Raw genomic sequence first — 5,465 nt, forward strand, 5'->3', positions numbered from 1 at the left:
GTCAACTCCACCCGCTCAGCCGCCTGACGCCTCAACTCCCCCTCCAAACGCACCCGCTCCGGGCTACCAGGGGCATACGAACGAACCGGCTCATTCACCGGAGAAGGAACCCGGGTAATGGCGTCCATGGCAACTTCCTTTCACAGGAGGAGACTTCGGTGTCGTGCGGGGCGGACTCCCCGACATCGCCGGCGGGTCAGTGCCCGGGAAGGAGCGAGCGCAGGAAGAAGGCGACGTTGGCAGGGCGTTCGGCCAGGCGGCGGGTGAAGTAGCCGTACCAGTCGGTGCCGAACGGTACGTACACGCGTACGCGCTCCCCCGCCTCGACGAGCCGCCGCTGCTCGTCGGCCCGGATGCCGTACAGCATCTGGAACTCGTAGGACCCCGGGACGCGGTCATGGCGGCGGGCGAGGTCCTGGGTGATGGCGATCAGGCGCGGGTCGTGGGTGGCGAGCATCGGCCGGCCGTCCCCGGCCATGAGGATCTTGAGGCAGCGCACATAGGCGAGGTCCACGTCCCGCTTGTCCTGGTAGGCCACGGATGCGGGCTCCCGGTACGCGCCCTTGACCAGGCGGACCCGCGATCCCAGGGTCGCGAGCCTGCGGCAGTCGTCCTCCGTGCGGAACAGGTACGACTGCAACACCGCGCCCGTGCCCGGGAATCGGGTCCGCAGTTCGTCGAGGACGGCGAGCGTCGAGTCGACGGTGGTGTGGTCCTCCATGTCGAGGGTCACCGTGCTGCCGATGCGCGCGGCGGCCTCGGCGACCGGGCGGACGTTCGCGAGCGCGAGGTCGTGTCCGCCGTCCCCGAGGGCTTGGCCGAAGGCCGACAGTTTGACCGACACCTCGATGCGCGGCCCCGCACCCAGCGGGCCGAGGGCGTCGAGCAGCGCGAGGTACGCGTCGCGGTTGGCCTCGGCCTGCGCGGCGTCGGTGATGTCCTCGCCGAGGTGGTCGACGGTGGCGTCCAGGCCGTCCGCGACGAGTCCGCGGACGGCCGCGAGGGCGCCGGGGAGGTCGTCCCCGGCGACGAAGCGGTCCACGACCGGCCGGGTGACGGGCGCGGTCGCGACGAAATCGCGCAGGCGTTCGCTGCGCGACGCGGAGAGCAGCATGCGGCCGAGCACGGGGTCCTCCGAGGAGTCGCATGTGGTGACGGGAGCGCCGGGTGGGCGCCTGTGCCGAACGTACGCCCGGTCGGGGCACCGGCGGTATGGACGCGAGTCGCGTTTGCGCGCCCGCGTCTTGTACACATGTATGAAGGGAGTCCGCAGGTCAGGGGACCCCAGCGGGCAACGTTGCCGGTGCGGCGGACCGGACAGGGAGGTGGGAACGGTGTCGGATCAGCGCGAGTACCAGCGCCTGGTGGACGAGGTCGCGGCGCTGCTGGGCGCTCCCGCGACCCTGGAGGACCGGGACTTCGCCCTCGTCGCGTTCGCGGCCCACGAGGGCGACACCGCCGCCGACGACGTGCGCGCCCGTTCGATCCTCAGCCGCACCTCGTCCCCGCAGGTCAAAGCGTGGTTCGAGAGCTTCGGCATCACGCGGGCGACGGGGCCGGTGCGCATCCCGCCCGATCCGGCGACGGGAGTACGAGGGCGCGTGTGCCTGCCGGCGCGGCACCAGGGTGTGACGTACGGCTACATCTGGCTCCTCGACCCCGACGGCGCCGAGTGGCCGCCCGCGGATCTGGACGCGGCCTTCGCGCTCGCGGGGCGCGCGGGCGACCTCCTGGCCGAAGAAGCCCATGCGGGCGCCGAGTTGGGCGAACGCCTGCGTGAACTGCTGCACGAACCAGGGGTAGCCGCCGGTACCGCGGGCGGGACGGGCTCCGCAGCCATCGTGCCGAGCGCAGACGCGAGCCGGGCCGCGGCGGAGTTGGCCGCCGCCGCGTCGGGAATCGGCGGTGCTGCCGGGCAATACGCCCTCGTCGTGGTGCGCGCCGCCCCGGACAATCTTCCCGACGCTCCCGCGGTGCACGCGATGCCGCACGTCGTCGCCTGCTACACCGAACGCCAGGGCAGCGAAACCGAGTTGGTGGCCCTGGTGCGTACAACCCAGGCACCCGCCGATGCGGCTCGGCGCATCACCAAGGGCAGGCGCGCCGCCCGCGCCGGGGTTTCCGCGGCATCCCACGAACTGACCGGTGCTGTCGGGATGCTGGCCGAGGCCCGGGCCGCGGCACGGGTGGCCGCGGCGTTCCCCGAGCACGCGCCGGTCGCGTCCTGGCTCGAACTGGGGCCCTACCGGCTGCTCTCCGCGCTTCCGAGTGCGCCCGACCCGGCCGTGGCGCCGCTGCTGGCGCCGCGGCACGCCGAACTCGCCCGCACCGCCGAGACGTACCTCGACCACGCCGCGCACGCGACGCGCGCCGCCGAGGTGCTGGCGATCCACCGCCAGACGCTCTACTACCGCCTGTCGCGCGTCGAGCATCTGACCGGGCTCTCCCTGGCCGACGGCGAGGACCGCCTACTGCTGCACATGGCCTTGAAGGCGGCCCGCCTGCACGGCACCGCGATTCACTGACCGAGGGCCTCACTCGGGCGGCGTGAGTCCGATCGACCGGATCATGTCGAGGAGTTCGGCGCGGTAGACCGGGGCGGGGTCGTGGACCATGGCGCCGAGGTGGCCGTACACCTCAAGGGACACGAGCCCGTGCGTACGGCCCCACATGCGTAGCGCCAACGCGACGCCGGCGGGCGGTAGTTCGGGGTACTCCCGGCGCACGGCCGCCACCAGGGCGGCACCGAAGTCCGACCATTCGTACGTGCGTCCGGACTGGGTGGGCGCGGCCTCCGGCCAGGCGGCCGCGACCAGTCCGGTCACGATGGTGCACGCGCGGTGCTCGGGCTCCGGCGCGGCGCCGCCTTCGGGTGCCCGGTAGCCGGACACCGCGTCGCCGTAGATCAGCTTGAAGCCCGCGGGGTTGGCGAGCGCCCAGGCGCGGAACGCCTCGCCCCACACCAGAATCCGGCGCGCGGCGTCCTCCGGCGGCACAGGCGCGAGGGCCGCGCTCACGGCTTCGGTGAGCGCTTCGTACACCTCGTTGATCAGCGTCGTGACCAGGTCGTCGCGGGTCGGGAAGTAGCTGTAGATCGCGCCCGCGGTCATCCCCATGTCGCGGGCGATGGCGCGCAGCGAGATCGCGTCGGGGCCGCCGGCGGCCGCGTGGTCGAGCGCGATCGCCTTGATCTCGCGCGTGGTCTCGGCACGCAGGCGGGCCCGTCGGGTGGGGGGCTGTTGTCGCTGGTCTCGCACGCTTGACAGCTTACACATCGTTGGATGAGTATCCGGCGTATGAAATCTGAACGCCGTGTAGAAAACGCACGGCGTTACCTCGATCCCTCGTCTTCGCTCTCCCGGCCCGGCCACGCACACCGAAGGACACCTGCCACCGTGGACACATCCACCGGTTCACCCATCGGCCCCGCACCCGGCGGCCCCACTCCCGACCCCGCCCCTGGTTCCGGACCCGGCGGTCCGGCCGCCGACCGGGCGCCGGCTCCCGCATCCGGCCTCGGCGGGCCCCGCTCTCGGGCGGCTCTGACCCTCGCCCTTCTCGCCTTCGCCCAGTTCATCGTCGCCATCGACTACAACATCGTCTGGATCGCGGTCCCCGACATCGCCCGCGAACTGGGCTTCTCCGCAACGTCGTCGCAGTGGATCGTCAGCGCGTACACGGTCGTGTTCGGCGGCCTGCTGCTGCTCGGCGGCCGGGCCGCCGACCGGCTCGGCGCCCGCCGGATGTTCATGATCGGACTCGGGCTGTACGGCGTCTCGTCCCTCGTCGGCGGCCTCGCCGAGGAGCCCGGTGTCCTGATCGCCGCCCGCGCCGTGCAAGGCGTCGGCGGCGCACTGCTCGGACCCGCGATCCTCAAACTGCTCAACACCTCGTTCGCCGAAGGCCGCGATCGCAACCGCGCGCTGTCCGTGTGGGGCGCCGTGGCGTCGGCCGGCCTGGCCACCGGTGCGGTGCTGGGCGGTGTGCTGACCGCCCAACTCGGCTGGGAGGCGGTCTTCTACGTCAACGCCGTGCTCGCCATCCCGGCGGTGCTCGCCGCACCGAGGCTCCTGCCCGCCGGTGAGACCCTCCGGTCACCGTCCGGGACGTCGACCGCCGGCCGTACGCAACAGCGCGGCCGTGCACGGGAGTTCGACCTGCCCGGCGCGTTCCTGGCCACGATAGGCGTGACCCTGGTGGTCTTCGGCCTGGTCCGCGGGCCCGAGGAGGGCTGGGGTACCGCCCAGGGCTCGGGCGCGCTGGTCGCGGGCGTGCTGGTCATCGCGCTGTTCCTCGTCGTCGAGTCGCGTACGCGCGACCCGCTGGTCCCGCTGCGCCTGTTCGGGAACCGCAGCCTCGCGGTGTCGATGGGCGTCGGGTTCGTGTACTTCGCCGCAGGCGGCGCCGAGTACTACCTGCTCACCACGTACCTGCAGAACGTGCTCGGCTTCAGCGCGCTGGAGGCGGGGTTCGCGTTCCTGCCGCTCGGTCTCGCGAGCGTCGTCGGTGGCGGCAACGTCGCGGCGCCGATCCTCAACCGGCTCGGGGTACGCGCGGCGCTGTTCGCCGGACTCATGGTCCTCGGCGCGGGCATGGCCCTGATCGCGCTCGGCATGGATGTAGGCGGCACGTACGGCGAAATCGTCCCGGGCATCGTGGTGTTCGGCCTCGGTGTCGGCATGGGCTGGACCGCGCTCTTCGCCGCCGCGGCGTCCGGTGTCCGGGCCGCCGAGCAGGGCGTCGCGTCCGCGGTCGCCACGACCGCCCAGCAGGTCGGCGCCGCTGTCGGCCTCGCGGTATTCGTCGCCGTGGCCAACCGCGGCCTCGGCGCCGCGCCGACCGACGCGGCAGTCGTCGACGGTCTGCGGACCGCCGGCTGGATCGCCGCGGCCACGCTGGTCGCGGGGGCGTTCCTCGCCTTCGCCCGAGGGCCGGAGGCTCCGAGCCCCTTGGTCGACGTGGCCCGTCAGGAGCCGGGTTCCGCCGACGCCGAACCGGCGCCGACGCACGCGCAGGCCTGAGACCCGGGCCGCCCGGGGACCGCCCGTCGTGGCTCAGGTCGCGAGCGGGCGGCCCTCGGTGCCGACGCCACGCAGCAGCGTGTCGACCACCAGGGTGGCGAGCCGGTCGACGTCCTCGTCGGCGCCGGCCCGGGCCTCGGACGCCTCGTGGATCAGTGCGTAGTAGGTGCGGCGGGCCCACTCCAGGTCCACGTCCGGGCGCAGCAGCCCGGCGTCCCGGGCGCGCTCGAACAGCGCGGCGCACTGCAGGAGTACGTCCGCGTGGATGCGCGCGGTCTCGGGGTCGTCGGGTGCGGCGGCGTTCATCGCGTACCGCCAGCCGATCTTCACCCGCAGCACGTTGGCGGTGACCTGGTAGAGCGCGACGAGCGGCGGCGTGGGGGGGGGGCGCGGGGGCCGCCCCCCCCCCCGGAAACAAGCGGAGCGCCCCCACCGCCGCCTCCG

Annotated in this window: 4 protein-coding genes and 1 pseudogene; 2 read left to right on the forward strand and 3 right to left on the reverse strand. The window is 73.3% G+C overall.

Annotated elements, in window-relative coordinates; genetic code table 11:
* Positions 1–196 precede the first annotated feature (196 nt).
* The gene (locus tag AB0C36_RS42415) at positions 197–1,126 is read right to left on the reverse strand and encodes a proline dehydrogenase family protein (RefSeq protein ID WP_358364963.1); all 930 of its coding nucleotides are present in this window, start codon (positions 1,124–1,126) and stop codon (positions 197–199) included.
* A gap of 208 nt (positions 1,127–1,334) precedes the next feature.
* Between AB0C36_RS42415 and AB0C36_RS42420 the strand changes: the two genes are divergently transcribed.
* Positions 1,335–2,525, forward strand: coding sequence for a PucR family transcriptional regulator (locus tag AB0C36_RS42420; protein ID WP_358364965.1), 1,191 nt, complete (start codon positions 1,335–1,337; stop codon positions 2,523–2,525).
* A gap of 9 nt (positions 2,526–2,534) precedes the next feature.
* On the opposite strand, the gene AB0C36_RS42425 is transcribed toward AB0C36_RS42420, so the two are convergent.
* Complete coding sequence (locus tag AB0C36_RS42425; protein WP_358364967.1) at positions 2,535–3,257, reverse strand: TetR/AcrR family transcriptional regulator; 723 nt, start codon at positions 3,255–3,257, stop codon at positions 2,535–2,537.
* A 138-nt stretch (positions 3,258–3,395) separates the two neighbouring features.
* On the opposite strand from AB0C36_RS42425, the gene AB0C36_RS42430 reads away from it, so the two are divergent.
* On the forward strand, positions 3,396–5,021 hold the full coding sequence (locus tag AB0C36_RS42430; RefSeq protein WP_358364970.1) for an MFS transporter: 1,626 nt from the start codon (positions 3,396–3,398) through the stop codon (positions 5,019–5,021).
* Between the two features lie 33 nt (positions 5,022–5,054).
* On the opposite strand, the pseudogene AB0C36_RS42435 reads toward AB0C36_RS42430, so the two are convergent.
* A pseudogene (locus AB0C36_RS42435) lies at positions 5,055–5,465 on the reverse strand (hypothetical protein); the annotation flags it as partial.

Origin of the sequence: Streptodolium elevatio (assembly GCF_040649515.1) — a bacterium.
Taxonomy (GTDB): Bacteria; Actinomycetota; Actinomycetes; order Streptomycetales; family Streptomycetaceae; genus Yinghuangia; species Yinghuangia elevatio.